General features: G+C 55.6%; 21 protein-coding genes. 13 read left to right on the top strand and 8 right to left on the bottom strand.

Features of this window, described 5'->3' with window-relative positions; translation table 11 throughout:
* The first annotated feature begins 6 nt into the window (after positions 1–6).
* The gene (locus A6U95_RS12475; protein WP_059198971.1) at positions 7–1,497 is read left to right on the top strand and encodes an altronate dehydratase family protein; all 1,491 of its coding nucleotides are present in this window, start codon (positions 7–9) and stop codon (positions 1,495–1,497) included.
* Between the two features lie 76 nt (positions 1,498–1,573).
* A complete protein-coding gene (locus tag A6U95_RS12470) occupies positions 1,574–2,137 on the top strand; it encodes a YgjV family protein (RefSeq protein WP_065684720.1) in 564 nt (187 codons plus the stop codon).
* A 91-nt stretch (positions 2,138–2,228) separates the two neighbouring features.
* Here A6U95_RS12470 and sstT read toward each other — a convergent pair whose 3' ends face one another.
* The 4 genes from sstT to A6U95_RS12450 form a co-directional block, all read right to left on the bottom strand.
* Positions 2,229–3,464 carry a serine/threonine transporter SstT gene (sstT, locus tag A6U95_RS12465; RefSeq protein WP_065684719.1) on the bottom strand — a complete coding sequence of 412 codons (1,236 nt, stop codon included), beginning with the start codon at positions 3,462–3,464 and terminating at the stop codon, positions 2,229–2,231.
* A gap of 293 nt (positions 3,465–3,757) precedes the next feature.
* On the bottom strand, positions 3,758–4,495 hold the full coding sequence (locus A6U95_RS12460) for a glutamine amidotransferase (protein WP_065684718.1): 738 nt from the start codon (positions 4,493–4,495) through the stop codon (positions 3,758–3,760).
* 1 nt (position 4,496) lies between these two features.
* Positions 4,497–5,477, bottom strand: a complete 981-nt coding sequence (locus tag A6U95_RS12455) for a Gfo/Idh/MocA family oxidoreductase (protein WP_065684717.1) — start codon at positions 5,475–5,477, stop codon at positions 4,497–4,499.
* 89 nt (positions 5,478–5,566) lie between these two features.
* A complete protein-coding gene (locus A6U95_RS12450) occupies positions 5,567–6,073 on the bottom strand; it encodes a M48 family metallopeptidase (RefSeq protein WP_024528187.1) in 507 nt (168 codons plus the stop codon).
* Between the two features lie 149 nt (positions 6,074–6,222).
* Here A6U95_RS12450 and rlmG point away from each other — a divergent pair, with 149 nt between their 5' ends.
* Positions 6,223–7,362 (top strand): 23S rRNA (guanine(1835)-N(2))-methyltransferase RlmG, encoded by a 1,140-nt coding sequence (rlmG, locus tag A6U95_RS12445; RefSeq protein WP_024483083.1) that lies wholly within the window; start codon positions 6,223–6,225, stop codon positions 7,360–7,362.
* Between the two features lie 39 nt (positions 7,363–7,401).
* Here the strand turns inward: rlmG and A6U95_RS12440 are convergent, their stop codons facing one another.
* A complete protein-coding gene (locus tag A6U95_RS12440) occupies positions 7,402–9,423 on the bottom strand; it encodes an NADPH-dependent 2,4-dienoyl-CoA reductase (RefSeq protein ID WP_065684716.1) in 2,022 nt (673 codons plus the stop codon).
* Between the two features lie 286 nt (positions 9,424–9,709).
* Here A6U95_RS12440 and A6U95_RS12435 point away from each other — a divergent pair, with 286 nt between their 5' ends.
* The 3 genes from A6U95_RS12435 (at position 9,710) to A6U95_RS12425 (ending at position 14,754) form a co-directional block, all read left to right on the top strand.
* Positions 9,710–11,329: an ABC-F family ATP-binding cassette domain-containing protein gene (locus tag A6U95_RS12435; protein ID WP_065684715.1), complete on the top strand. Its 1,620-nt coding sequence runs from the start codon at positions 9,710–9,712 to the stop codon at positions 11,327–11,329.
* A 74-nt stretch (positions 11,330–11,403) separates the two neighbouring features.
* Positions 11,404–13,110: an amidohydrolase gene (locus tag A6U95_RS12430; protein ID WP_065684816.1), complete on the top strand. Its 1,707-nt coding sequence runs from the start codon at positions 11,404–11,406 to the stop codon at positions 13,108–13,110.
* Between the two features lie 303 nt (positions 13,111–13,413).
* Positions 13,414–14,754: an APC family permease gene (locus tag A6U95_RS12425; protein WP_024483079.1), complete on the top strand. Its 1,341-nt coding sequence runs from the start codon at positions 13,414–13,416 to the stop codon at positions 14,752–14,754.
* 11 nt (positions 14,755–14,765) lie between these two features.
* On the opposite strand, the gene A6U95_RS12420 is transcribed toward A6U95_RS12425, so the two are convergent.
* Positions 14,766–16,256: a PLP-dependent aminotransferase family protein gene (locus A6U95_RS12420; protein WP_065684714.1), complete on the bottom strand. Its 1,491-nt coding sequence runs from the start codon at positions 16,254–16,256 to the stop codon at positions 14,766–14,768.
* Between the two features lie 120 nt (positions 16,257–16,376).
* Between A6U95_RS12420 and A6U95_RS12415 the strand changes: the two genes are divergently transcribed.
* Positions 16,377–17,642, top strand: a complete 1,266-nt coding sequence (locus tag A6U95_RS12415; protein WP_024528194.1) for a 4-aminobutyrate--2-oxoglutarate transaminase — start codon at positions 16,377–16,379, stop codon at positions 17,640–17,642.
* Positions 17,643–17,654: 12 nt separating this feature from the next.
* The gene (locus tag A6U95_RS12410) at positions 17,655–19,109 is read left to right on the top strand and encodes an NAD-dependent succinate-semialdehyde dehydrogenase (RefSeq protein ID WP_021180637.1); all 1,455 of its coding nucleotides are present in this window, start codon (positions 17,655–17,657) and stop codon (positions 19,107–19,109) included.
* A gap of 110 nt (positions 19,110–19,219) precedes the next feature.
* On the opposite strand, the gene yfcF is transcribed toward A6U95_RS12410, so the two are convergent.
* Both yfcF and A6U95_RS12400 read right to left on the bottom strand, forming a co-directional pair.
* Positions 19,220–19,855, bottom strand: coding sequence for a glutathione transferase (yfcF, locus tag A6U95_RS12405; RefSeq protein ID WP_065684713.1), 636 nt, complete (start codon positions 19,853–19,855; stop codon positions 19,220–19,222).
* A 119-nt stretch (positions 19,856–19,974) separates the two neighbouring features.
* On the bottom strand, positions 19,975–20,628 hold the full coding sequence (locus A6U95_RS12400) for a Qnr family pentapeptide repeat protein (RefSeq protein ID WP_065684712.1): 654 nt from the start codon (positions 20,626–20,628) through the stop codon (positions 19,975–19,977).
* A gap of 197 nt (positions 20,629–20,825) precedes the next feature.
* On the opposite strand from A6U95_RS12400, the gene A6U95_RS12395 reads away from it, so the two are divergent.
* From A6U95_RS12395 to A6U95_RS12375, 5 genes are read left to right on the top strand one after another with little or no spacing between them, the layout of a single operon-like run.
* Positions 20,826–21,464: a thermostable hemolysin gene (locus A6U95_RS12395; RefSeq protein ID WP_275505123.1), complete on the top strand. Its 639-nt coding sequence runs from the start codon at positions 20,826–20,828 to the stop codon at positions 21,462–21,464.
* Positions 21,461–22,900, top strand: a complete 1,440-nt coding sequence (locus A6U95_RS12390; protein WP_065684710.1) for an AMP-dependent synthetase/ligase — start codon at positions 21,461–21,463, stop codon at positions 22,898–22,900. The genes A6U95_RS12395 and A6U95_RS12390 overlap by 4 nt, the downstream gene beginning before the upstream one ends.
* Positions 22,897–23,553 carry an iron-containing redox enzyme family protein gene (locus A6U95_RS12385; RefSeq protein ID WP_021180630.1) on the top strand — a complete coding sequence of 219 codons (657 nt, stop codon included), beginning with the start codon at positions 22,897–22,899 and terminating at the stop codon, positions 23,551–23,553. The genes A6U95_RS12390 and A6U95_RS12385 overlap by 4 nt, the downstream gene beginning before the upstream one ends.
* Positions 23,550–24,359 carry an SDR family oxidoreductase gene (locus tag A6U95_RS12380; protein ID WP_065684709.1) on the top strand — a complete coding sequence of 270 codons (810 nt, stop codon included), beginning with the start codon at positions 23,550–23,552 and terminating at the stop codon, positions 24,357–24,359. Before A6U95_RS12385 ends, A6U95_RS12380 begins: the two co-directional genes overlap by 4 nt.
* Positions 24,356–24,967 carry a hypothetical protein gene (locus A6U95_RS12375; protein WP_241810649.1) on the top strand — a complete coding sequence of 204 codons (612 nt, stop codon included), beginning with the start codon at positions 24,356–24,358 and terminating at the stop codon, positions 24,965–24,967. Before A6U95_RS12380 ends, A6U95_RS12375 begins: the two co-directional genes overlap by 4 nt.
* Positions 24,968–24,971: the final 4 nt, after the last annotated feature.

Below are 24,971 nucleotides of genomic sequence, written 5' to 3'. Positions count from 1 at the left end.
TGGTTTATGCAAAGCATCATAAAGATCCATGCAAAAGATAATGTGGCGGTCGCACTGTGTGATTTGGCAGCTGGTGACCAGCCTGTCTGGGAAGGGCAGGCGATCGCACTGGCGCAGGACGTTGCTCGGGGGCACAAGTTTGCCCTTGAACCGATCGCTGCCGGTGAGATGATCGTCAAGTACGGCTTGCCGATCGGCTATGCGCTGGTGGCCATCGCAGCGGGCGAACATATCCATTCGCAAAATGCCAAAACCAACCTGAGCGATCTCGACAGCTATCAGTATCAACCGGATTTCCAGACCTTACCGGCGCAGGCGGCAGATCGTGAGGTACAGATTTACCGCCGCAGCAACGGTGAGGTAGGGATCCGCAACGAACTGTGGATCATCCCAACCGTGGGCTGTGTGAACGGCATCGCTCGTCAGATCCTGCAACGTTTTCTGAAGGAAACCGGGGAAGCAGAGGGGATCGACGGCGTGCATCTTTTCAGCCACCCTTTCGGCTGCTCACAGCTCGGCCAGGATCATGAAAATACCCGCACCATGCTGCAAAATATGGTGCGTCACCCCAATGCCGGTGCGGTTCTGGTGATTGGCCTGGGCTGTGAGAACAACCAGGTGGATGCTTTCCGCAGCACCTTGGGTGAGTTTGATGAACAGCGCGTGCGTTTTATGGTCTGCCAGCAACAGGATGATGAAGTTGCCGACGGATTGGCACATTTGCATGAATTATACCAGATTATGCGCGACGATCGCCGCCAGCCGGGCAAGCTCAGCGAGCTGAAGTTTGGCCTGGAATGTGGGGGATCGGACGGTTTATCGGGGATCACAGCCAACCCGTTATTGGGCTGCTTCTCGGATTATGTGATTGCCAACGGCGGCACCACGGTGCTGACCGAAGTGCCAGAAATGTTTGGTGCCGAGCGCATTCTGATGAGCCGCTGCCGCGATGAAGACACCTTTGAAAAAACCGTCAGCATGGTCAACGACTTCAAACAGTATTTTATTGCCCACGACCAACCGATTTACGAGAACCCTTCACCGGGCAACAAGGCTGGAGGCATCACCACGTTAGAAGAGAAATCTCTGGGTTGCACCCAAAAAGCCGGGCAGAGCCAGGTGGTGGACGTGTTGAAATACGGTGAGCGTCTGCGTCTGCCGGGGCTGAACCTGCTGAGTGCGCCGGGCAATGATGCGGTCGCTACCAGCGCGCTGGCGGGAGCCGGGTGCCATATGGTGCTGTTCAGCACCGGGCGGGGGACACCTTACGGTGGCTTTGTGCCAACGGTGAAGCTGGCGACCAACTCGGAGCTGGCGGCGAAGAAACCGCACTGGATCGATTTTGACGCAGGCCGCCTGATCCACGGCTTGCCGATGGCGCAGATGCTGGAGCAGTTTGTCGATCTGATCGTGGACATTGCCGATGGCGCTCCGGCGCGTAATGAAGTGAATGATTTCCGCGAGTTGGCGATCTTTAAAAGCGGTGTCACGTTGTAAAGCCTAGCCAGCGGGAGTAGCATAAAACGGCGTTTTGTTTTAAACGCCTTGCTACTTCCGCCCCAGGATCTCCCTAATGACGTTTTATTGGTTTGCGCAGTCCGTTGGCGTGCTGGCTTTTTTGGTAGGCATCACCAGCTTCTTTAATCGCGATGACCAGCGTTTCAAACTGCAGCTGTCGGGCTACAGCCTGATTATCGGCATCCACTTTATCCTGATGGGGGCGAATGCTGCAGGGAGTAGCGCTCTGCTTAGCGCCTGCCGCAACCTGGTCTCGATGAAGACTCGCAGCCTATGGGTGATGTGGATCTTCATCTGCCTCACGCTCATCATCGGTTTATCCCGCTTTCACCACTGGATCGAAATACTCCCGATCTGCGGTACAACCGTCAGCACCTGGGCGTTGTTCCGCACCCGCGGTTTGACCACCCGCTGCGTAATGTGGTGCTCAACGGCCTGCTGGGTTACCCACAACATCTGGCTTGGCTCGATCGGAGGCTCGCTGATTGAAGGCAGTTTCCTGCTGATGAACGGTTTCAACATTATCCGTTTCCGCCGCCTGCAACTGCGTGGCATCGATCCTTTTGCGGTCGAAAAAAAGGCGCCCGTTTCAGAGGGGCGCCAGCCAGTTAAGCAATAAAGTGCAGGTTGCTGAGATTTCCTCCATTCTTCCAACAGAGCAGAGACTCTCAGCTCCCTCTCCCTGTGGGAGAGGGTTGGGGTGAGGGGACTTAACGAACTTTCAGCGGATCTTCATTGGCCAGACGCTGGTCTTCCGCCTGACAGGCTGCTGCGGTAAACAGCACGTCGGTGGAGGAGTTGAGCGCGGTTTCAGCCGAGTCCTGCAGTACGCCGATGATAAAGCCGACGGCAACGACCTGCATCGCAATTTCGTTAGGAATACCGAACATGTTACAAGCCAGCGGGATCAGCAACAGTGAACCACCGGCCACGCCGGAAGCCCCACAGGCGCAGATCGCAGCAACCACGCTCAGCAGCAGTGCAGTCGGCACATCGACAGGAATGCCCAGCGTATTAACCGCCGCCAGCGTCAGCACGGTGATGGTGATTGCGGCACCAGCCATGTTGATGGTCGCCCCTAACGGGATAGAAACCGAATAAGTATCTTCGTTCAGATTCAGCTTTCTGCTCAGTTCCATATTCACCGGAATGTTGGCTGCGGAACTGCGGGTAAAGAAGGCGGTAACGCCGCTTTCGCGCAGGCAGGTGAACACCAATGGATAAGGATTACGGCGGATCTTCCAGTAAACGATCAGCGGGTTCAGCACCAACGCCACCAGCAGCATGCAGCCGATCAGCACGAACAGCAGTTGGGCATAGCCCCACAGTGCGCTAAAGCCGGTATCGGCTAGGGTCGACGCCACCAGGCCAAAGATACCCAGCGGCGCAAAGCGGATCACCGCACGAACCACCATGGTCACGGCATGGGACATGTCGGTAATTAGCGATTTGGTGGTATCAGAGGCATGACGCAGTGCCAGCCCCAACCCCACGGCCCAGGCCAGGATGCCGATATAGTTGGCGTTGATCAGTGCATGGAATGGATTCGCCACCACGCTCATCAGCAAGCCTTTGAGCACTTCAACGATGCCACCCGGCGGATTGATATCGGTGGTGCCCACGGCCAGCGCCAGCGTGGAAGGGAAAATAAAGCTGATCACCACGGCGGTAAGCGCGGCGGCAAAGGTACCCAGCAGGTAGAGGAACAGGATGGGGCGGATATTGGTTTTTTGGCCCTGCTTATGGTTGGCAATGGAGGCCATGACCAACACCAGTACCAGCAGCGGTGCCACCGCCTTCAGCGCGCCAACGAACAACGAGCCGAGCAGGCCAACGGCTGCTGCAGCGGCTGGCGAAACCAGTGCCACCACAATGCCCGCTACCAGGCCGATCAATATTTGTTTAACCAGGCTGCCCTGAGTGATGCGTAGTAATAGTTTATTCATGATGCGCTTGCGTTTCCGCTCCCTGAGAATGTGATGTACAGATTGCTGCGCCTCGGCTGAAACGTGGCCGGGCAACTTATCGTCATATCTGTAACTAAGTATGTTTGCTATGCCAGTATTCAGTAAACGGGGGATCTTGAAAAGGGGAGATGATGAAATTACCTGCATGGATCAATGATTGATAACATGCTGTTTACATTTGTGTGATCGTCATAACATTTGGCGTTTATGGCTATTTGCCAAATAATTGCGGGGCGTCTAGCGCCCCGGATAACAGATTATGGTGGCCAACCTCAACCGACCCCGGCCAATGGCTGCTGGGCCCCAAGGCTGGCGACAAAGTCTTGCAGTAACAGCTGGCTGAATGGCGTATCGCTAACCTGTTGTTGTTTAAGTTGATAAATTTTCTGCTTGGCCGGTTCCAACTCGCTGAGCCAGCTCAGGTAGCGCTGCATGATCGCCCCGTTAAATTCCGGGTGGAACTGGGTGGTCAGGGCGTTATCGCCGTAACGCAGGATTTGGCAGGCGTCCTGTTGCGAGCGGGCAAGTACTTCAGCCCCTGGCGGCGGCGTTAATACGCTTTGCGCATGGATCAGGTTCACGTTGAAGCGCGCAGGCAGGGGAGCCAGACGCTCATCTGAGCGGGCAGCGGGTAATAACTCGATCTCGAGAGTGCCAACCTCCATGCCCTGCGGGTGGTAGCCCACCTCACCGCCCAGCGCATAAGCCAAAAGCTGGTGGCCATAGCACACGCCAAAGATCGGCAGATTGATTTGCATTGCCTGGCGTAACCATTCTGCTGCGCGTTCGCTCCAGGGAAGCCGTTCGGTCACCATAGCTGCTGAGCCGGTGATCACCACTCCGCAGTAATCTTCTGGGGGCAACGGTGTCTCACCGGCTAGGACGTGCACGATATGCACGCGATCTGCATCGATATTCCCTTGTTTTAGGAACATTTGCTCAAAATTGGCCTGCTCCTGCTGGATCATCTGCGGTGCATCACCGGTTTGCATCAACAACAGCGGTTTCATTTTATTCTCCGTCAGCGGGGAACACTACGCCGGTCTGACGGCGGATCTCCGTCAGCAGGCTGGCGACGATCAGGGAATTTTCCAGGCCCTCATGCTCGACCTGCCGTTTTTCTACCAGTTCGGCAAACACTTGCGCTTCATACAGCATGGTATTGATGTGTTGCGGCTGGGTCAGTACCTGGCTATTTTCACCGCGAGGCGTCAGCACCACGCCTTGGGCTTCGGAGATTTTTTCGATCACCAGCGTGCCCTCTTCGCCCTGGATCTCACTCGGAATGTCCGAGTTGCTGACCTTGGAATGGCTGATCACCACGTCAAAGTCACCGTAGTTCAGGCACACGCTGCCGTGGGCATCTACCCCGGTATCAAGCAATGTTGCACTAGCCAATACCGACTTCGGTGCACCAAACAGCGCCACGGTGCTGGCCACGCAGTAATAGCCAATGTCCATGATCGAGCCGTTGGAAAAGTGCGGGTTGAAGGTGTTCGGGTTTTCACCGGCCAGGTAACGGGGATAGCGGGAGGAGTATTGGCAATAGTTGATAAATGCCTTACGCAGTTTGCCAATCTTCGGCAATGCCTGTTGCAGGATAAGAAAATTGGGCAAGTGGGCGCTTTTGAACGCTTCAAACAGTACCACCTGATGTTCCCGTGCGCAGGCCACCAACTGTTCCACTTCGCGCAGATTTGACGCCAGCGGCTTCTCGCAAATCACATGCTTTTTATGGCTCAGGAATAGCAGAGATTGTTGGCAGTGCAGAGAGTTGGGGCTGGCAATATACACCGCATCAATCACGTCGGATTGCGCCAGCGCTTCCAGCGAGTCAAAGAAGTGTTCGACCGAATAGTTGGCGCCAAAGGCCTGCGCCTGTTCGAGCTTACGCGAATAGATGGCGGTCAGCCTCATCTTGCCGCTTTCGTGAGCCGCATCGATAAAACGTTCGGTGATCCAGTTGGTGCCGACAACAGCAAAGCGAATCATGGGTGACTCCAGTTTCCACAGGAAGATAGCTCAAGGAACCAGATTATCACGCCGCAGAGAATAGGCGAATATTTGCTTAAAAAGGCTTATTACTCATAGAGTTCGCCGAATAATGAGAGATGGGTCAGATACAGACGGGTATCAAACTCCAACTGGTGATAGCTGGGTTCCATATGGCAGCACAGGCTGTAAAACGCCTTGTTGTGGTCTTTCTCTTTCAGATGCGCCAACTCGTGGACTACGATCATGCGCAGGAAAGGTTCTGGGGCGTTTTTAAACACCGTCGCCACGCGGATCTCGGCTTTGGCTTTCAGTTTGCCACCCTGCACCCGGGAAATGGCGGTATGCAGCCCCAAGGCGTGCTTCATCACCTGGATTTTGCTGTCGTAGGCTACCTTGCTCAGCGGTTGAGCATTACGCAGATACTGATTTTTCAGATCGACGGTAAACTGATAAAGCGACTTGTCGGTGGTGCAGCCATGCACCTGCGGATAGCGTTGCAACAAAACCTCGCCCAGCCGCTGTTGCTTGATGAGTTGTTGCACCTGCATTTGCAGATGATCGGGGTAGCCTTGCAGGTAGCTCAGTTCGGACATGTTATTCAGTATTCAGTGGTAAACCGGGGCGAGCATTGTATGACGTTTTCTTGCTCAAATCCCCTAATGGGCAATTAATCCCAAAAAACATTTTACTGCCGAGCGTTTTTAGGGGATAAACAGCCCAAATTTATCATTCAGGAGGGGCAATGAGCCAACTCGATCTGGGAACACAGCAACTTGAGCTGGAGCGTTATCCCCAACAGGAAGAAGCCACCCAGCTGCAGGCGTGGGAAGCGGCGGACGAATATCTGCTGCAACAGTTGGAAAATGTCGACATCGGTGAACGCCCGGTACTGATTTTCAACGACAACTTTGGCACGCTGGCCTGTGCCCTGCATGGCTATAAGCCTTACAGCATCAGCGATTCTTACATGAGCCAGTTGGCGACGCGCCATAACCTCAAGCTAAATGAGCTCGATGTTGAGCAGGTCACCTTGCAAGACAGCCTGGCCGAACTGCCTGCCAACCCGGCGGTGGTGTTGATCCGCATCCCGAAAGCGCTGGCGCTTCTGGAGCAGCAATTACGTGCCCTGCGTGATGTGGTGGCACCCGATACGCTGATCGTGGCCGGTGCCAAAGCGCGTGACGTGCATACCTCGACCATGCAAGTGTTTGAGCGGGTGCTTGGCCCAACCCGCACCAGCCTGGCCTGGAAAAAGGCCCGTCTGATTTATTGCCAGGTAGCTGACATCGTGCCACCGGCAGCGCCAGAAACCACCGACTGGCTGCTCGACGGCACGGACTGGCTGATCCACAACCACGCCAACGTGTTCTCACGCGGTAGCCTGGATATTGGCGCACGCCTGTTCCTGGAAAATCTGCCGAAGGATTTGCAGGGTCATATTGTCGATCTCGGCTGTGGCAACGGCATTATCGGGATGCGTGCCTTGGTGCAGAACCCGCAAGCGCAGATGACCTTCGTCGATGAGTCTTACATGGCGGTGGCTTCCAGTGAACTGAACGTGGCGCACAACCTGCCGCAAGAGATGGATCGCTGTCAGTTTGAGGTGAACAACTCGCTGGCGGGCATTGAGCGTGAAAGCCTGCAGGCAGTACTGTGCAACCCACCGTTCCACCAGCAGCATGCGATCACCGATCACACCGCCTGGCAGATGTTCTGCGACGCCAAGCGCTGCCTGCAAGTGGGGGGGGAGCTGTGGATCGTGGGCAACCGCCATCTGGATTACTACCAGAAGCTGAGGCGTTTGTTCGGCAACTGCACCACCGTGGCCTCCAACCAGAAGTTCTTGATCCTCAAAGCGGTCAAGTCTGGCGCGCGTTATTAATGTAGGGGCGCAGCATGCTGCGCCCGTTAAATCAATGGATTACAGTGCCATGGCCAGCCGCGTGCCCTGATCGATAGCGCGGCGGGCATCCAGCTCGGCAGCCACGTCGGCACCGCCAATCAGATGCACCGTTTTCCCCATCTCCAGCAGCGGCTGCTGCAATTCGCGGCGCGGTTCCTGCCCGGCACAAATCACCACCGTATCTACCGGCAAGCAGCTTTCCTGCTCGGCACGCAATATATGCAGACCTTCGTCGTCAATACGTTGATAGTTCACGCTATTGAGCATTTTCACGCCACGTACCGCCAGGCTGGTGCGATGGATCCACCCGGTGGTTTTACCCAGGCCTTCACCTACCTTGCTGGTTTTGCGTTGCAATAGGAATATCTGGCGTGGCGAGGATGGCACTTCCGGCCCTTGGGCACTCAGCCCCCCGCGCTGCTCTAGTTGTGAATCGATCCCCCATTCGCGGTTAAACGCTGCCAGATCCAGGCTACTGGAGGTGCCATGCTGGCTGAGGTATTCGGCGACGTCGAAGCCAATTCCCCCAGCCCCAATGATGGCGACCCGTTGCCCAACCGGCTTTTTATCGCGTAAAACATCGAGATAGTTCATCACCTTGGCGTGTTCGATGCCCGCAATGGCTGGCATACGCGGTACGATGCCGCAGGCGAGGATCACCTCATCGAAATCCGCCAGATCCTGCGCTTGCACCTGCTGCCCCAGCTTCAGTTGCACTTCATTGAGCGCCAACTGACGGCGGAAATAGCGCAACGTTTGGTGAAACTCCTCCTTGCCGGGGATTTGCTTGGCGATATTGAACTGGCCACCGATCTGCTCGGCGGCATCAAACAGGGTTACCTGATGCCCGCGGCTGGCGGCGGTGGTGGCAAACGCTAACCCGGCTGGCCCGGCACCCACCACGGCCAGTTTTTTAGGCGTTGCGGTAGCGATCAATGGCATTTCAGTTTCGCGGCAGGCGCGAGGGTTGACCAGGCAGGAAGTGAGTTTGTGATCGAAAATCTGATCCAGGCAGGCCTGATTGCAGCCGATGCAGGTGTTGATTTCGTCTGCACGGCCTTCAGCGGCTTTCTGCACGAACGCCGCATCTGCCAGGAACGGGCGTGCCATGGACACCATGTCGGCACAGCCATCGGCCAAAACCTGCTCCGCCACCGCCGGATCGTTGATGCGGTTGGTGGTGATCAGCGGGATCTTCACTTTGCCCATCAGCTTGCGCGTCACCCAACTGAACCCGGCGCGCGGCACCATGGTGGCGATGGTGGGAATACGCGCTTCGTGCCAGCCAATACCGGTGTTGATCAACGTTGCGCCAGCCTGTTCTATTGCTACGGCAAGCTGTTCGATCTCCTGCCAACTGGAACCATCCTCCACCAGATCGAGCATCGACAGGCGGTAGATCAGAATAAATTCCGGCCCGGTCGCTTCGCGCACGGCCCGCACAATCTCGACGGCGAAACGCATGCGGTTGCTGAAGCTGCCGCCCCATTGGTCGGTGCGCTGGTTGGTGCGCGAGACCAGGAACTGGTTAATCAGGTAGCCCTCAGACCCCATGACTTCCACGCCGTCATAGCCAGCCTGCTGTGCCAATGCTGCGCAGTTGGCGAAGTCGGCAATGGTTTGTTCAACTTCTTGGGTAGTCAGCGCCGCTGGGCTGAATGGGTTAATCGGCGCTTGCAGTGCGGAAGGGGCGACTGGCTGTGGCTGATAGCTGTAGCGCCCGGTATGCAGGATTTGCAGGGCAATCTTGCCCCCAGCCTGATGGACAGCCTCGGTCACGATCCGGTGATGGGCAACCTGCTGCGGCTGGTTCAGGACCGATGCTCCGCGATACACCACGCCTTTCTGATTGGGAGCTATACCGCCGGTCACGATCAGGGCGACACCGGCAGCGGCCCGCTCGGCATAGAATGCCGCCATACGCTCGGGGCCATTAGGCAGTTCTTCCAGGCCGGTGTGCATCGATCCCATCAGCACCCGATTTTTCAGGGTGGTGAAGCCGAGATCCAGCGGCGCAAGCAGGTTGGGGTAAGCACTCATTGCAGTCTCCAATCGGGTTTATCGTTATAGTTATAGACGACCCTCAAGTGGTCGGATGAGATAAATTTAGCCGTTGTCGGCGTACTTGGGAAACGCGGATGTGCTGAATGTGATAGACCTCATGTTTGCAATCGGTATAAAAGATCGGCTAACATCGGCTCGCCTTATCCCTTTTCTCTCTGCGGAGCCATTACCGAAAATGAACAACCACACCTGCTGATATCTGGCCCTATACCGAGCACGCTCGTGCCGTATGGGGAGGTTTTGATTTCATTCAGGAGTGCTTATGGCTCATTTTGCGCAGTCCCCTTATTTCGTTTTACATCAATTAACCTGTCAGTTTGCCAATGGCGAAACGCTGTTTGGCCCGCTTAATCTGGCCGTTGAACAGCTGCATTGTGGCCTGGTGGGGCGTAACGGCGTGGGAAAAACTCGCCTGCTACGTCTGATTGCCGGGCTGGATCAACCCGCGTCAGGTCATATTGAGACGCAGGCAACCTTTGCCTATGTGGCGCAGCAGCCGCACTTCACCGAACAGACGACCTTGGCAACGTTGCTGGGCTACGGTGAGGTGTTTGCCGCCCAGGCCCGTCTTGAGCAAGGTTGCCCACGGCTGGACGATATCGATCGTCTTGAGGGCCAGTGGGATCTGGCGGATCGCTTGAGCACGGCTTTTGCGGCGGCGGGATTGTCTGATTTTGATCCGCAACGGCCAGCCAGCGAACTGAGTGGTGGCGAACGTATGCGTGCGGCTTTGTGTGGCGCGATAATGTCGGGGGCTGATTTCCTGCTGCTGGACGAACCGACCAATCACCTCGATAGCACGGGCCGTGAATGGCTGTATCAGCAATTGGGACAGTGGCGCGGCGGTCTGTTGATTGCCAGCCACGATCGGCAACTGTTGTCACGGATGCAGCGGATTGTCGAACTGACTCCCGAGGCATTACGTAGCTACGGTGGCAATTATCACGAATACCATCGGCTGCGGGAGCAAGAGCAACAGGCGGCGCGTGCCCAACTGGAACATGCCGCGTTGGAAAGACGGCGCGTCCGCGCTCGCCAGCAAAAAGAACACGACAATTACCAGCGTCACTCCGCCCGTACGCTGAGAACCGTGGACTCGCTGAATATCGCCTCTTTTGAGAAAGCTGCCCTCAAGGGGGCTGCCCGCGACACGATGGGTACCTTGCGTAAACAGCATCAGGGGCAAAAGAGCACGCTGGATGAAGCGGTGCGCGAGGCGAGGGAACGGGTTGAAGAAGATAACCCGGTGATGCTGACCTTACCGGGCAGCGCGGTAGCCGCAGGTAAGCAGGTGCTGGTCCTGGAGCAGTTACAGCTGCCGTTCGTCACCTTGCCACCGCTCGACTGGCGGATGGATGGCCCGATGCGCGTGGCCATCACCGGCCCGAACGGCTGTGGCAAATCCACGCTGCTGAAGGTGATCCTGGGGCAACTGGCTGCCAGCGCTGGCCATTGCCATTGCTCGGTATCGCTGGCCTACCTCGATCAAAACCTGTCCCAGCTCGATCTGACGCGCTCGGTGGTCGATCATCTAGGTTTACAGGATACCCCGCTAGCCGAAGGAGTGTTGCGTAGCCAACTGGCGCAACTGCAACTGAATGCCGACCGGGTTACGCTGCCGTTGGCGGCATTGAGTGGTGGAGAGCGGTTGAAAGCGGCGCTGGCCTGTGTGCTGTGGCGGCGTGAGCCTGCGCAACTCCTGCTACTGGATGAACCGACCAACCATTTGGATCTGGCCTCATCGCAGGCAATTGAAGCGGCCTTGGCGGAGTTTCCTGGTGCGATGCTGGTGGTGTCGCACGATGAGGACTTCTTACAGGCGCTGCGATTGACCCATCGTTTGTTTTGGTCGACAGCGGGTTGGTGCTTTCAAGCAATGTAACCCCGCCTGAGGGGCCAAGCTGGGGAGTTTTTGGTATACTTAAGGTCATTTTGTGAGGTTTCGAGACAATGACTATGACTCCAGTGGCAACAGCAGCCGAGGTAATTTATTACAACGGCACTATCTTCACCGCAGATGCGGAAAATCGTGTTTGTAGTGCGTTGGCGATAGGGCAGGGATACATTCTTGCGGTAGGGACTGATGATCAGGTGCTTGCGCTGGCGACCCCCACCACCGAACGCATCGATCTGCACGGCAAAATGATGATGCCGGGCCTGATCGACAGCCATATGCACCCATTCTGGGGTGGCAAACAGCTCAAGGGGTGCAGCCTGCACTATGCGGCGCTGACGGTAGAGCAGACCTTGCAGCATATACAGGACCATTTGGATAAATATCCGGCTGGCGATGACGAATGGCTGACGGTGCGTGCCTGGCAGCGTCAGGCGATGATCCCGGTTGGCGCGGACATGAGCCGTGCGCTGCTGGACTCTCTGAACACCCGCCGCCCGGTAGCGTTGTTCGCTAACGATTGCCACACGCTGGCGGCTAACAGCCGTGCGCTGGAGATGTTGGGCATTGATGAAAATACGCCAGTGCCGCCAGATGGCAAGATCGCCCGCGATGCCGATGGTCAACTGACCGGGATCCTGGAAGATGCTCCGGCCATGCGCGCCTTTGACAGCATTCCTTCCGGCACGGCGGAACAGAACGTGCAGGTGGCGGCTCATGTACAGCAGGTACTGCATGAGCAGGGCGTAACCACGGTGATGGACACCCGCGTGTTTGCGGAACAACTGGAGGCTTTCGCCGTATTGCGCGATCGCGGTGAGCTGACCTTACGCGTGCTGGGAGCTAAAGAAGTTACGCCAGACAGCGTACAAGGGCCGGAAGACGCTGCCCGTGCGGTGCAAGAGGTTGTCGCCTTTGCCGAACAGTGGAGTAGCCAGCCTTGGACGCCGCAGGCCGGGATCTCTGTTGGCCATCTCAAGCTGTTCGTCGACGGCGTGTTGCAGCCACCGACTATGACGGCGGCGCTGCTAGAGCCTTATCGTGAACATCATGGGGAAGCCAAGGGTGAGCGTTATGGCGATCTCTACTTCACCACGCCGGTGCTGAACGCGCTGATCGTCGAGTGTGGCCGCGTTGGCCTGCATCCGCATACCCATACGGTAGGCGATGGCGCAATCGAGCAGGTGCTGGATGCGGTTGAGCTAATGCGTGCTGCCTGCCCGGGCAAGGATATCCGCCCAGGGTTGGCTCATAACGAATTGGTTGCGCCGCATCAGTATGCGCGCTTCGCCTCTTTGGCGGCAACGGCGGTACTTTCGTTCCAGTGGGCCGGTTTACCGGGCGTGTTGATCGATGAAGAGCGCGAGATGCTGGGTGAAGCCCGTTTCCCTCACCTGGAGCCCGCGGCACGCTTCCTGGATGCCGGTGCGCGGCTGGCCTATGGCAGCGACTGGCCAATCGATCGCCTGGATGAGTGGTATAACCTGCAGGTGGGGATGACCCGCCGCGCCTGGGATAGCGAAGGTAATCCCGCCGGGCCACGCCTGGACAACGATCGCGATCTGACCCTGATCGAGACGCTGCGCGCAGCCACCATCGATGCGGCCTACATGATCGCCAAAGAGCAGTACATTGGCTCGCTGGAAGTTGGCAAATTTGCCGATGCGATCGTCCTGCACCATAATCTGTTTGAGCAACCGGCAGAGAAACTGTACCAAACCCGCATCGAGCGGACGTTGGTTGGCGGGAAGATCAGCTATCAATCCTGATAGCAATGTGAATTAAGCGGTCATTTTACCTGGAGGCGTTGCATGCAGCGCCTCTACAAATTCGGCAACATTGCCATGAAGGGTAATTTTTACCGCTTTTCCTCATCCTGCAAACAATAAATCAACGGGTTATGCCCCAGTTCTTTACCTATTGCTACCCGGTTTTCTGAAAGCGGATTGTTAGCTTCCCCGGCAGCCTAACTTGTGCCAGAATCCGTCCCCTTGTTTTTACCGCAGCGAATCAAATAGCCTATTGGGATTGGCCCTGAATAGCGCTGAGCTGCGCCAGGAGATGATACGGTAATGCCGCAAAACATTCGGTTGCAACGAGTTCTTAAAACCCCCGCCCTGGTTGCGTTTGGCCTTGCCTATATGGTGCCACTGGGCGTGTTTACCACCTACGGTCAGGTTACCGTGTTAAGCCAGGGCCACTTACCCGTCGCTTATCTGGTTACCATCGTGACCATCCTGTTTACCGCCCTGAGCTATTGCCGGATGACCAACGCCATGCCGCTGGCAGGTTCGGCCTATTCCTACGTACAGCGCAGTTTTGGTGGTAAAACCGGTTTCCTGGTAGGTTGGGCGCAGATCCTCGATTATCTGTTCCTGCCGATGCTTAACTATCTGGTTTTAGGTATCTTCTTGCACGAGGCATTCCCATCGATCCCTGCTTACGTGTTTATTCTTGGCTCCATTGCCAGCGTCAGCGCGCTGAATATTCTGGGCGTGCGCCTGCTTAGCTCGGTGAATTTCACGCTGATTGCCTTGCAGATGGTGTTCATCGTGCTGTTTATCGTGCTGGCATTTAGCGAGGCTGACCTCAGCCCGGCGTCATTGATGAAGCCGCTGCTGGTGGATGCCGGTGACTTCTCTGGCCTGATCGCCGGTGCTGCGGTGTTGTGCCTGGCCTTCCTGGGTTTTGATGCCATTGCCACCATGGCCGAAGAGGCCGCCGACGCCAAACGCACTCTGCCGCGCGCGATCCTGATTACTGTGATCTGTGCCGGTGGCATCTTTGTTGCCGTTTCCTACGCCGCGCATCTGGCCTATCCTGACTGGCAATCGCTGATCCCGCATCAGGACACCGCCAGCCTGATTATCTCGGAACACGTGGGCGGCAAGTGGATGTACAACTTCTTTATGGCCACTTACCTCACTGGGGTGTATGCCTCTTCCATGTCTGCACAAACCGGTGTCTCACGTATTTTCTACGCCATGGGGCGTGAAGGCGTGTTGCCGCGCAAAGTGTTCTACCATCTGCACCCTCGTTTCCGCACTCCGTGGCGCGCGATTGTGTTTGTCGCCATCATCTCGTTGCTGGCGCTGTGGATGGATTTGAGCATGGTGGTGTCGATGATCAGCTTTGGCGCACTGGGGGCATTCACCTTCGTTAACCTCAGCGTGATCAAACATTTCCTGATTAACCAAAAACGCCGTGGGCTGAACGCGATGTTCAAATACGGCCTGCTGCCGCTGATTGGCTTCGGTATGTCAGTGTGGTTGTGGGTCAACCTGGATCCCGAAGCGCTGAAAGTGGGCTTCACCTGGCTGTTTGCCGGCTTTATTTATCTTCTGTGGTTGACCAAGGGGATGCGTCAGGATCCCCCATCCACCCAGGATGATATCGGCGATCTGCTGGATTGATAGATTACCCCTCACCCCAACCCAGAGGGTTGGGGTGAGGGGCTTATACACTCCAACAACACGTCAAACGCCGCCGCCATTTGTTCTTCTGGCACACAAGCAAAGCCCATCAGCAGCCCGCGTCGCGCGTTTGGCAGCATGTAATACCGTGACAACGCTCTTACCAGCACCCCGCGTTCATTGGCCGCCGCAGCGATGGCGACATCGTCTGCATCATCTGGCAGGTTGAGCACCAGATGCAGCCCAGCGTTGCTGTTGAACTCGCTCAACGCCTGCTTACCCAGATGCTGTTCAATCAACGCGGTGAGGAACCCACGCCGCTTGGCATACAGCAACCGCATGCGGCGGATATGTGCCGTATAGTGGCCTTCTTGAATAAACTGCGCCAGCGCCGCCTGAATGATCAAATGACCGCCACGATAAAGCTCGGCGTGAGCCGTTTTTAACTCGTCCATCAATGGCTTGGGGAGCACCACATAGCCCAGCCGCAGGGCCGGATAGAGCGTTTTGCTGAAGGTGCCGATGTAGATCACCGGCGCATCGGCTTCCAACCCCTGCAAGGCCGGGATAGGTTGGCCAGAGAAGCGAAATTCACTGTCATAATCATCTTCCACGATCCAGCCGCCAGCCGCACGGGCCAAAGCTAGCAGCCGTTGCCGACGAGCCAGGCTCATGACCGAGCCCAACGGGTATTGGTGCGAAGGGGTGACAAAAATCAGCCGTGGCAAGGCCGCCGGTTGTTCTGGTGGCACCATCCCGGCCTCGTCCACCGCCCAGGGGCAGATATTGACGCCGTTCATGCGCAGGATATTGCGGATCCCCCAATAGCCAGGTTCCTCGATCCAGGCGTCATCTCCAGGATTACACAGCATGCGGGTGACCAGATCGATCGCCTGATGAATGCCTTCGGTGATCAGAATTTGTTCCGGCGAGCAGCGCACCGAACGCGACACCCGTAGATAGTCCACCAACGCATGCCGCAGCTCCGGGCTGCCGCCCTGGTTGCTGTAGGTTAAGCGCTGTGAGGTCGGGCGGCGGCTGATGCGTGCCTGGAGTTTGCTGAAGATGTGATGCGGGAAAGCATTCACGTCGGGGACGCCGGGAATAAACGCTCCCCACTGTTTCGGGCTAGCGCTGGCGTGTTGCAGTAGCGTGATGCCACGTTGTGACAGCTCGGCACGCCGTTGCTCACCGTCAACGGCAATCGGCTGGCTGGCGGTGGATAAACAGCTGTCGGGTACCGTTTCTGCGACGAAGGTTCCACTTCCCTGGCGCGAAAACACATATCCTTCCGCCAGTAATTGTTCATAAACGGTTAAAACCGTATTACGTGAGAGGCCCAGCTCTTTTGCCAGATCGCGTGACGCCAGCAGGCGGCTGGAAGGGGGCAGGCTGCCGTCCAGAATACTGGTACGAATGGCATTGTATAACCGCTTGTGCAGTTTATCATCGGGCTGCTCGCCGAGGCGTTGCAGCAGCAGGTCACCACTCAATGAGCGCAATTGGATCCCTCAATTAATCGTAACTGGCACTCGATTATAGGGCCACATCAGGTGTAAATAAACGCAATGTTTCACGTTTGTGAACAAAACCGATAACTGGTCCCGCCCGGAGAGAACAGCATGAAAAACGCAGAACTGAATCAACGTCGTCTGGCCGCTACCCCAAGAGGGATTGGCGTGATGTGTGGTTTTTACGCCGAGCGTGCAGAAAATGCCACCCTGTGGGATGTGGAAGGCAATGAGGTGATCGACTTTGCCTCGGGCATTGCGGTGCTCAATACCGGCCACCGTCATCCCAAGGTGATCGCCGCCATTGAAAAGCAGCTTCAGGCGTTTACCCATACGGCATACCAGATCGTGCCTTATGAAAGCTATATTTCGCTGGCAGAGCGCATCAACCAACGTGCTCCGATCGAAGGCACCTGTAAAACCGCCTTCTTCACCACTGGCGCAGAAGCGGTAGAGAACGCGGTGAAGATCGCTCGTGCTTACACCGGGCGCCCAGGCCTGATCACCTTCGGCGGTGGATTCCATGGCCGTACCTATATGACCATGGCGCTGACGGGTAAAGTGGCCCCTTACAAGTTGGGCTTTGGCCCATTCCCTGGCTCCGTTTTCCACGGCCAGTATCCGAATGCGCTATATGGTGTCAGCACCGAAGATGCCATGAATAGCCTGGAACGCATCTTTAAGGCCGATATCGATCCTAAGCAGGTTGCCGCGATCGTACTGGAGCCGGTACAGGGGGAAGGTGGCTTTAACGTGGCTCCGGCAGAATTCATGCAGGCGCTGCGTACGCTGTGTGACCAACACGGTATCCTGCTGATCGCCGATGAGGTGCAGACCGGCTTTGCCCGTACCGGCAAGCTGTTTGCAATGGACCACTATGCGGTGAAACCGGACCTGATCACCATGGCGAAGAGCCTGGCTGGCGGTATGCCGTTGTCTGCCGTGGCGGGCCGTGCTGAAGTGATGGATGCCCCGGCCCCTGGTGGCCTTGGTGGTACCTACGCCGGTAACCCATTAGCCGTTGCTGCCGCGCTGGCGGTATTGGACGTGATTGAAGAAGAACAACTGTGCCAACGCTCCCAGCGTTTGGGGCAACATTTGGTGGAAGTGCTGCAACAGGCACGTAGCCACTGCCCGGCGATTGTGGATATTCGCGCGCTGGGTTCCATGGTGGCAGTAGAGTTCAACGACCCGGCAACCGGTAAACCGTCGCCGGAGTTTACCCGTCAGGTACAGCAAAAAGCCCAGGAAGCAGGACTGTTGCTACTCAGCTGTGGGGTGAACGGTAACGTGATCCGTTTCCTGTACCCGCTGACCATTCCTGATGCCCAGTTTAACCAGGCGCTGGCAATCCTTTCCCGCGCGCTGGCCCAATAAGGAGCAATATTCATGAAACTGCAAAACCCCGATCTGCTGCGTAGCCAATGCCTGATTAACGGCGAGTGGTGTGATGCGCGCAGTGGCAAACGTGAAGCCGTGATCAACCCGGCCAACGGAGTGGAGCTGACAACGGTGCCTCTGGTGAGCGCAGAGGAAACCCAGCAGGCAATTAACGCCGCGCAGCAGGCACAAATCGGCTGGAAGCAACAGACCGCCAAGCAGCGTTCCGTATTGTTGCTGGCCTGGGCCGATAAAATCATGGCGGCTCAGGAAGATCTGGCGCAGCTGATGACCGCTGAGCAGGGTAAATCGCTGGCGGAAGCGCGTGGCGAAGTGGCCTATGCTGCCTCGTTTATTACCTGGTTCGCTGAGGAAGCCAAGCGTGTAGACGGCGCCGTATTACAGGCACCACAGGCTTCGCAACGTCTGGTTGTGGTGAAACAACCTATCGGTGTCTGCGCGGCGATCACGCCGTGGAACTTCCCGGCAGCGATGATCACTCGTAAGGCGGCTCCTGCGCTGGCCGCAGGCTGCACCATGATCGTCAAACCGGCTGAGCAAACGCCGCTGACCGCATTGGCATTGGCGAAACTGGCGCAGGATGCCGGTATTCCCGCAGGCGTATTGCAAGTAGTAACCGGCGAAGCGGCTCAGGTGGGTAAAGTGCTGTGTGACAGCCCGGTAGTACGCAAGCTGAGCTTTACCGGATCGACCGAGGTTGGGCGCATCCTGATGGCGCAATGTGCGCCAACCATTAAAAAGCTTTCGTTAGAACTGGGCGGCAACGCACCAGTGATTGTGTTTGACGATGCGAATCTGGACGCGGCCGTTGCCGGGATCATGGCCTCCAAATTCCGCAACAGCGGGCAGACCTGCGTTTGTGCCAACCGTATTTACGTGCAGGACGGCATCTACGATCGCCTGGTGGATAAGCTGGTGGCCGCGGTTGAACAACTGAAAGTCGGTGATGGCACACAGGAAGGGACAACGCAGGGGCCGCTGATCGATGAGGCTGCGATAGAAAAAGTGCAGAGCCACATTGATGATGCGCTGATCAAAGGGGCACAGATCGCGACCGGCGGGCAGCCGCATGCGTTGGGCCGTACCTTCTTCCAGCCGACGGTGGTTACCGGTGTGACCCAGCAGATGCGCTTTGCCAAAGAAGAAACCTTTGGCCCGGTTGCACCGCTGTTCCGTTTCCATGACGAAGCAGAAGCTATCGCGATGGCCAACGATACCGAATTTGGTCTGGCTGCTTACCTGTTTACGCAAAACGCCGCCCGTCAATGGCGGGTGCCGGAGGCGCTGGAATACGGCATGGTGGGCATCAATACCGGTTTGATCTCCAACGAGGTAGCGCCTTTCGGCGGTATCAAACAATCTGGGCTGGGGCGCGAAGGCTCCCGCTACGGCATCGAAGAGTATCTGGAACTGAAATACCTGTGTATTGACGTGAGCTGTTAACCCTCAAGACTTGAACGCTCCCCGGTGGCTTACGCTGGGGAGCGTTTCCTCCGAGCAAGAAGTGATGTTTCTCACCGTTGAGAACGGCGGCGTCGTGGCCGCCGGTTTTTTTAGCTCCGCATTTTCTCTGGTAATGCCAACCACGCCTGCACCGATGGGCGCTGCCACTGTTTTTGTGCATAGTGGCGCAGCGGTTCCGGTACCTGATCGCCATGTATCACTAGCCGGTTGAGCATCAGAGCCAGGTCGGTATCGGCGATACACCATTCGTGGAACAGATGATCCTGGCCGTGGCTCAGCAACTTTTGCGCCGCAGTCAGCAGTTTGTTGGCTGCCCGTTGGGCATCCGCACTCAATGGGGCAAATTTACCCGCGCTGAAAATTACCTCGGTTGGGCGTTCGGCCCGCAACGGCAACAGATCGCTACGCAACCAGGCCTGGATCTCACGGGCTTTGGCGCGCTGTTTGATGTCACGCGGGTAGAGCGGATGAGCTGGGTGGAGTTCTTCCAAATATTCCTCAATGGCGGAAGACTCGGAAAGCTGGAAGCTACCCATCACCAACGTCGGCACCCGCAGCGTTAATGACAGGCTGCCGTAGGCCTGGCTTTGCTGTTCCCCCAGTGAAAGATCCACCGGCTTGACGGTAAACGGCATGCCTTTCTCCGTGAGCGCCACAAAGGTCGACATGGCATAGGGGCTGAAAAAGTCGCTATCGGTGTAGAGAACAGTGGCCGATGGGTTCATACGGATCCTTGAGGATGGGAAAGGTATTTGGAATCATTGGCGAAGGATGCAATAAAATCAAGGCGATGGCCGATGATTAATCGTAATGGCGTATTAGGCACCGTGATGGCGGCTGGTAATCAGGAGTCACTGACCAGGATTATCCCCAGCCGATCGATTAACCCAACGACCTGCTGGCTATCCAGCTGTACTCCCTCCAGATCAACCTGGCGGATATCCATCTCCCCTAGCTCTGCGCCGGTCAGATTGCAGTGGTTGAAGGTGGCGGCCCGCCAGTCAAACTGGTTGAACTCCCCGCCGGACAGATCGGAGCCAATAAAGCTGGCACCCAACACGTTAGCGCCACTCCAGCGGTTTTCCCACAGCTCACATTTCTCCAGCACCACCTTGGAGAAGTTGCTGTAGTTCAGATTGCTTTTGATGATAAAGGCGCTGCAAAAATAGCTGCGCTGCGAAATCATGTTCATAAAGCTGGCGCCACGGAAATCAGCCCCCTGTGCCTTGCATTCGCGGATCTCCAGGCCGAGGGCCTGGGTATTTCTGAAATCGGCCAGTGAGAGATCGCAGCTTTTAAAGCTGGCATCTTTCAACACCGCGCGGCTGAAGTTACACCCGAGCTGGGTCTCTTCGTCATAGAAAACGCAGCCGATAAACTGGGTATCAGTCAGATCGGTGCCGGAGAAATCGCAGTTCAGAAACTTGCCGTTGGTGATGATCTCACCACGGAATTGATCACGGGAAATTTTGGCAGAATGCAGCAGTAAGGGTTGCATGTTGTTACCTGTTTTTTTATACAGTTTATGGTGATACTACCTGAGGTTAACGGTGAAGGGAAATAGTGTATAAAGCAGTCAGCTTGCTTGATGGCGTTGGGTTTTAAATAGGGGTCTGTGCTCTCTCCGCCTTAACTCTTTCTTAAGCTTGCATCGCTACACTGCTCATTATCAGTCAGAGGGGCGCGATTATGAGTATGCATATCCAGGCACCGTACCAGCTGTCGTTTGCTGAGGACCATGAGCACAGGGCCTTATTACAGGCTTATATACAGCATGAATATGGTCGGCAGTTTAATGCGCTCATTCCTCACTTCCTGCCTTATCTGTTAGGCATGTACCGCGCTGATGGCGTTCTGGTTGGTGCCTGTGGTCTGAACCGTGCTGACAACTCGGCGCTGTACCTTGAGCGTTATCTGGATGCGCCGATTGAAGAGGTGGCTGTCGCGCAGACGGGAATAATCTTGCCACGTAACCGTCTGGTTGAAATAGGAAATTTTGCCTGTTCTGAATCCGGAAATGCCCGGATCATGTTTGCGGCGATTTGCCGGCTACTCTACGAAAACCAATTCGAATACGTGGCATTTACCGGGACCAAAAAGTTGAGAAATATCTTCCACCGGTTGCACCTGACCCCTCTGGAACTGGCCCCTGCATTGCCGGATCGAATGGGTGAGGATGCCCAGGCCTGGGGAGAATATTATCAGGGACAGCCCTGTGTCATGGTTGGCGATCTTAAACAAGGCCGCCAAATTCTGAGTGAAACCAGCTTATTGCTTTCATTGTTTGGCCCCATGCCGGATATCTTTCCCGTGCAAATGAGCGTGCTGCTATGATCCTTTTTGAGCGAATTGAACACATTGCGGTCATAGATGGCTCTCGCCCTGCGTTATGTGATAGTCAGCAGAGCATCAGCTACGCTGATTTATTGCGGCAAACCACCTCTCTGGCCGAGCGACTCAGTAATGAGAAAATATCGCGGCTGGCCCTGTTTTTGAATAACGGCCTGGAGTGGGCCATGATCGATCTGGCTTGCTTGTTAGCCAATATTGTCATTATACCGGTGCCCCTTTTTTTCAGTGCCGAACAACAAGACTGGTTGTTGGAAAGTAGCGGTGCCGATGCCTTGATTGGGCCTGCCCGGCAAGGGTGGATAACGGCCCCCTTCCTTGATTACCCTTTGCAACGTCGGCAGCCACTATCTGTTGCTGAATTACCCGCTAATACGGCCAAAATCACCTATACATCAGGGACAACCGGGCATCCCAAAGGGGTATGTTTGAGTCAGGAGCACTTGATGCAGGTCAGTCTGGCGCTTGCCGAGCGGGTTGCTGCGGCAAACATACAGCAGCATCTGACATTGCTGCCACTGTCGACCTTGCTTGAAAACATTACCGGGCTGTATGTTCCGTTGCTCAGTGGCGTATGTAGCCGTATCCCCTCGCTGGCGGAAGTGGGGTTGACAGGCTCTAGCCAGTTTTCCGCTCAGATCCTTGCCCAAGCCATTACACAATGGCGGCCGCACAGTCTGGTATTGGTACCTGAATTGCTGCGTCTATTCGTCATGTTGTGCACCCACAACCCAGGGTTGGCGGAGAGCCTGCGTTTTGTTGCCGTCGGCGGGGGTAAGGTTGCTGCGGATTTAGTGGTTAAATCGCATCAGTTGGGTTTGCCGGTTTTTGAAGGGTATGGCTTATCAGAATGCGGCTCGGTTGTTGCCCTCAATGCGCCAGGGCGTGCATTGCCTGGCTCGGTGGGTGAACCGTTACCGCACTGCCGGATAACCATCGCACCGGATGGGGAGATCTTGATTTCTGGCGCGACAATGCTGGGATACCTGGGGGAACCTGCTGCAAGATCCCCGGTGGCAACTGGCGATCTCGGCCATTTTGATGCCCAAGGCTTCCTTCATATCACCGGCCGCAAAAAGAATATTCAGATCACCGCCTTTGGCCGAAATTTTTCACCGGAATGGATCGAGGCAGAGGCTCAGCTTTTTCCAGCAATATCCCGCATGGTCATCTTTGGTGATGGTTTACCCGTAAATGTTGCGCTGATCCAAGTGACAGCCGGTTATGAAAGTAGCCTTGCCGAGCAGCTATCACAACTTAATGGGAGGTTACCTGACTATGCACGGATCCATCATTATTTTTTGGCACAGTTAACGGTTGAAAACGGTTTATTAACCACCAATGGGCGCCCGAAAAGACAGCAGATTTTGTCCACCTATCACACACGTATTCATCAGTTAATCGCGGGAGATATCACATGAGTTTTTATCAATTGTTACAGCGAGAGACGGCGGTGGACAGAGAGAAGCTCCTTTCCGCCCCGGTCATAGAAGCTTGCCGCTGCGGAAATATTAATGCCGAAATGTATATCGCCTTTTTGACACAGGCTTTTTATCATGTCAGCCATACCGTGCCTTTATTGATGACAGCTGGCGGCCGGATGAACTCAGAATATGAATGGGTTCGCGGAGCCATTGCCGAATATATTGATGAAGAGTATGGCCATCAGGAATGGATATTAAATGATATCAGGACGTGTGGCGGGGATGCCGAAGCGGTCCGTCATGGCCAGCCGGTATTGGCAATCGAGTTGATGATTGCGTTCCTCTACGACCACGTCTCTCGCCTCAACCCTATGGGTATTTTCGGTATGGTGCATGTCCTTGAGGGCACTAGCGTCGCCATTGCCACCACCGTTGCCGAACAGCTTAAACAGGGACTGGGATTACCAGAGAAAGCCATGAGTTACCTCAGCTCGCATGGGGAACTGGACAAAGAACATCTGGCCTTTTTTGCATCATTAATGGACCAGGTGGAAAAGAGCGAAGATCGTGCCGCGATTATCCATACTGCCAAAGTGGTCTACCAACTTTATGGCGACATGCTGCGTGGCCTGATGGAGCCAGCACAATGAGGCTCAACAACAGCCGTATTTTGCTTACCGGTGCCAGCGGTGGTATTGGCCAGGCACTGGCTCATGCCTTGGCAAAGCAGGGGGCTTGTCTGATATTACATGGGCGTAATGAAACGGCGCTCACCGCGTTGCTTAACACATTGCCCCACCCGGAAAAACATCAGGTTTGGATCGCCGATCTTGGCGATTTCACGCAATTGACACAGCAAGTTGAGCTGCTTTGCCAACAACAGCGTATTGATATCCTGATCAACAATGCCGGGGCCAATCATTTTGCCTGGCTTGAGGATCAAAGCGAACAACAAATAATGCAGCAGTTAGCCGTAAATATTCAGGCTCCAATATTATTGACTCGGGCTTTACTGCCTTATATAGACCGGCCCGGCATCATTATGAATATCGGTTCCAGCTTTGGCAGCATTGGTTATGCCGGATATAGCGTGTATTGCGCGAGCAAGTTCGCGCTGCGCGGTTTTAGTGAAGCACTCGGCAGAGAACTTGCCGGTTCATCCATTAACGTGCTCTATTTTGCCCCCCGGGCGACCCAAACCACGCTTAACTCTGCGGCTGTTAATGCCATGAATGCTGAGTTAGGCACCAAAAGTGACAGTGCTGAATGGGTTGCTGATGAGGTGATTGTTGCGTTAGACAAACAGATTAAACGACGATGGTTGGGTTGGCCAGAGCGGTTCTTTGTCAAACTTAATGCACTGTTCCCAGCAGTGGTCGATAAAGCGCTGGCTAAACAGCGGCATATTATTGCCCGCCATGCCAATGCTGCCCTTGAGAAGAAGGACTCGCGATGAAAAAGTTATTGTTGGTGTTGACGCTCTTTGGTAGTACAACCGCTGTTGCCCAGAGTGATTTGGCCGATATTCAGAACCAATGGGCAGTTTGCCAGTATCAGGTTGCGGCGAAACAGAAAGAAAGCTGTCTGGAACAACTCAGCGCCGTTGCGGATAAAGCCAGTGCAGCTAACGGGTCACGCGCAGACCTGTTGATCTGGTCTGCGATCGTCAAGAGTAGTTGGGCCGGTGAGAAAGGGGGGCTGGGTGCTTTGGAACTGGCCAAAGAGGCGAAAATGAAGTTGGAACTGGCAATAAAGTTGGATGCCAAGGCGCTGGATGGCTCAGCCTATACCAGTCTTGGCGCCCTCTATTATCAGGTTCCTGGCTGGCCCATTGGCTTTGGTGATGACAAGCAGGCTGAACTGTTGTTGAAACAGGCTTTACAGATTAATCCAACGGGTATCGATCCCAACTATTTCTACGCTGACTTTCTGATAGATCAAGGGCATAAGGCACAGGGCAAACTCTATTTACAGAAAGCACTGGCGGCCCCTGCCCGCCCAGGCAGAGAATTAGCCGATAAAGGCCGCCATCAGGACATTCAACAACGACTCGATAAACTTTGATACT

Source organism: Serratia sp. 14-2641, assembly GCF_001692375.1.
In the GTDB taxonomy this organism is placed as follows: Bacteria; Pseudomonadota; Gammaproteobacteria; order Enterobacterales; family Enterobacteriaceae; genus Chania; species Chania fonticola_C.
Note: the sequence above shows the minus strand (reverse complement) of the source record. Positions and strands in the feature narration are given on the sequence as shown.